At 38.5% G+C, this 3,228-nt stretch carries 3 protein-coding genes and 2 pseudogenes; 1 reads left to right on the forward strand and 4 read right to left on the reverse strand.

All coding sequences use genetic code 11. The annotated features are described in order from the left end of the window. The 4 genes and pseudogenes from QUB33_RS29765 to QUB33_RS28995 all read right to left on the reverse strand — a co-directional run. A partial coding sequence (locus QUB33_RS29765) for a transposase (RefSeq protein ID WP_445299572.1) occupies positions 1-243 on the reverse strand: 243 nt, incomplete at its 3' end. Continuing rightward, the gene (locus QUB33_RS28985) at positions 173-574 is read right to left on the reverse strand and encodes a transposase (RefSeq protein ID WP_333357974.1); all 402 of its coding nucleotides are present in this window, start codon (positions 572-574) and stop codon (positions 173-175) included. The genes QUB33_RS29765 and QUB33_RS28985, both read right to left, overlap by 71 nt. Positions 575-862: 288 nt before the next feature. Continuing rightward, positions 863-1,681: pseudogene (locus tag QUB33_RS28990) on the reverse strand (ISAzo13 family transposase). A 151-nt stretch (positions 1,682-1,832) separates the two neighbouring features. Next, positions 1,833-2,069 carry a hypothetical protein gene (locus QUB33_RS28995; RefSeq protein ID WP_333357977.1) on the reverse strand — a complete coding sequence of 79 codons (237 nt, stop codon included), beginning with the start codon at positions 2,067-2,069 and terminating at the stop codon, positions 1,833-1,835. A 219-nt stretch (positions 2,070-2,288) separates the two neighbouring features. On the opposite strand from QUB33_RS28995, the pseudogene QUB33_RS29000 reads away from it, so the two are divergent. Then, positions 2,289-3,152: pseudogene (locus tag QUB33_RS29000) on the forward strand (IS66 family transposase); the annotation flags it as partial. Positions 3,153-3,228 lie beyond the last annotated feature (76 nt).

Raw genomic sequence — 3,228 nt, forward strand, 5'->3', positions numbered from 1 at the left:
TGACATTGCTCCAAGTATTGAGACATTTTTGCCACGTTTAGTTGGTTTTGGCCCCTGAGCCCTTTCACCTTTTAAAGCTCTGGCATATAACCTAACCATTGCCAAGTTAACTCCCGATTCGTCAATGAATATTAAGTCTTTAAAACTAATCTCTTTAATTTTTTCCCAGAACTCACACCGTAGGAGTTGAACTCGGTCGGTGCCTTTTCCTGAAGGGAACAGAGTTTTTTTTGACAGTAATATCTAAGAGCTTTATCATTCTTGCTATTGTTGCTCTACTAACGGAAAATCCAATTTTCTCATAAAGTAAATAACGAAGTTCTTCAAGAGTTGCATCATTGTTTACTTCAATCAATTGAGCCAATATGAGTAGTTGCTCTGCATTCAGTTTGCCTTTGACTCCACATCGGTCAGTTCGCGGAGTAATGTTTTTTGTTTCACGATATTGTTTAAGCAATTTTTGTACAAAACTCAGGGCTACAGAAAAGCGCTTAGCTATTGCTTTTTGTGAAATCGGTTCAGTATGATAAGTATCAAGGATTTTTTGCCTAAAATCAATTGAATAAGCTTTCATTTTTAACAATGTATGAAGAGGAGTACAAATTTACTTTTTGTGAGTCACGCAGAGCGTGCTGTCAACAAAATGCTATTGTGTATGCTATCGCTTTCGCGTGGCTTTACTGAAGCATGTAATTATAGTTCATTTGATCTGATATTCTCTGCTTTATCCTCCTGAGTGAGTGTCAATAACATTATACCTCATCTTTCCGAGAAAGGCTATATTTAATCTTCTCCCTGTTGAGTTGTTGAGTAACAGCTTGCCGGATATTTAAAGGCAGCTACTTTTAGATGCGCTCGTTTTTTAGTCTAAACTCCAGTAGATAAACTTTCCGTAATTAACCCACCATAATTTAATCGATTCACAAGCAAATTTACTCGTGTCTTTACTGATTCCCAGGTTTAAATATCCTCGGTTATGTTGCAGATCGTAAATTCCATGAGGTACTACTTTTCCGTCAGCCAAACTCCGAAAATCATGGTCAAATGTGGTAATAGCTTCCGTAGTATATAGACTTCCTGCTCGATATAGATTTCCAATAAATTCCTTCTTTTTCGTGTCCATACTAACAATTGGATTTCCCTGTAACTCTTACTCTGCCGTAATTCGTACCAAATTTTCAAATTGTTCATTACGATTCTTTGTTACTCCGGTTGTTTGTTTTTTTTGAGCTTGACGTTTCACATATCCATGTTTTTTTAACAGTTTTTGAACAACTGTTGTACTGACTATTGTTTCCTGAGCCTTCAGACCTTCAACTATTTGTTGCTGGGTAAGATTTGTCCATTTAATTTTTTCCGACATGGGTTCTCCGGCTGTGTGGTTTTTTAAGACTTCTAAAAAACGCTCATTTAAATCAGGTATCTCAGACTCCCTAGTTTTTCTTCCTCCTCCACGTCGGCGAATTCTCTGTTGATTAAAAGTAGTGTCTGATTCAGTTTTTAATTCCTTAATTCCCTTGGCTATTGTATTCCTGTCTACTCCCAAAACTCGGGCTATGTAAATAATTCCACCACGACCAAGTTTTACGGCTTCTATCGCTGCATATTTTCTTTGGTCTTTTTCAGATAAAGACTGATGATGTTTTCGCATTAAATCAGTAATTTCGTCTGAGTAACACATGAATTAAGTTAGTAAGAAATGATTTAAATCAAAAAATTTTGGGCGACATAAGAAGAACCAATTAGGTATAATATTTGACATCTCTACCGAAACATAAACCTATTCATATTCACTCATTTATTTATTATACATCGCTGATGTTATTAAACTTTCATTCCTTAATAAGTCGGTCTCCTTTTAAGCTGGTTCCTTCAAGATCGTAGCCTCCTGTTTTACAGTCTTGGAACATTTCTTCAATACCCATCCGCTGCTTATAAGCATTGATAGCTGCCGGCAATGACCCTAAATCTGTGAGTATAAACCACGCTTCATCAACCTTCCATCCCCCGTAGTTCCTTTTCCACTTACAAGCAATATCAAATCCGGTCGCCGGTCGAGTTTTCCTCACTCTTTTACCTTGAAAATATAAAGAGGTTTAAGATTACTATTCCTAATTCATCTAACCGTTGCCAAACTAAATGTTCCGTTTCGACACAATGATTCTTTTTCAGTCTTAAACAAAAAGATACACCCTTTTCCCTCAGCCAATTTCCCAAATCGACAGAACGTAAGGATTCAGGTCAGAGGGTATTGACAAGTGTGACATTCTAGGCGGAATATTACAATTATGGAAAAAAACCTGCCTCTTGAACTAGACCGTGAAATCCTGATACAGTTGGCTCCGGAACAACTGGTGGAAATCATTGTCTTTCAGGCGAGGGCCACAATTAAACTAAACTCCCGAATTTTAGAGCTAGAACAAGAAATAGGAAAACTCAAGGCGAGTAGAGATTTAGACAGTAAAACATCATCAAAACCACCATCTGGGGACATCCTAAAAAAATCAGAAAAAAAACCTGAGAGCTCCGATGGTGAAAGCCAAGCTCCAAAACGGAAACCGGGAGGACAACCAGGGCATCCGGGAAAAACTCGTCAAGGGTTTGGTAGAGTACATCGCTGGGAAATTTTACGTCCAGAGTGTTGTTGTGGTTGTGGTACGGGATTTTTCAAAGAGCCAATAAAAATTGAAACACAGCAAGTAGCACAGTTAGTAGAGCGCCCAATAGAAATAGTTGAGTATCAGCGCCATACTTGTGTGTGTGAGCATTGTGGAAAGGTACAAGCATCCGATTGGTCACCCGATCTAGTTCCCGGACAAGATATAGGAGTAAGGCTACAAACTTTTTTAGGATGGATAAATAACTACGGGCATCTATCCTCTGAAAAACAACAAGAGCTTTTGTGGGAACTCGGTCAGATAGAAATCGGGGTGGGAACCTTAGTAACCACTAATGAAAGAATAGATGCCGCAGTTGACAAAAGCGTTAGCTCTCTCAAAAATTGGATACAGCAAACACAGCCAAATATTCACTGCGATGAGACACCTTGGGTGGTAAAGGGTGTGAAAGAATGGTTGTGGGTTTTTGCTCAGACAAACTTCGCTTTATTCCATGCTGCCGACACAAGATCTCGTGCAGAACTAGAAACCATTCGGGAGCATCCCGCTTTTTAACTAAGCAGAAATACTGAGTTTAATGTGGTTATTTAAATATGCACACCTGAGTCTT

This window comes from Microcoleus sp. B3-A4 (genome assembly GCF_036705385.1).
Taxonomy (GTDB): domain Bacteria; phylum Cyanobacteriota; class Cyanobacteriia; order Cyanobacteriales; family Microcoleaceae; genus Microcoleus.

Bases quoted from the DNA above. Each gene is read 5' to 3' on its own strand.
- QUB33_RS28985 (WP_333357974.1), bottom strand. From the start codon at position 574: ATGAAAGCTTATTCAATTGATTTTAGGCAAAAAATCCTTGATACTTAT.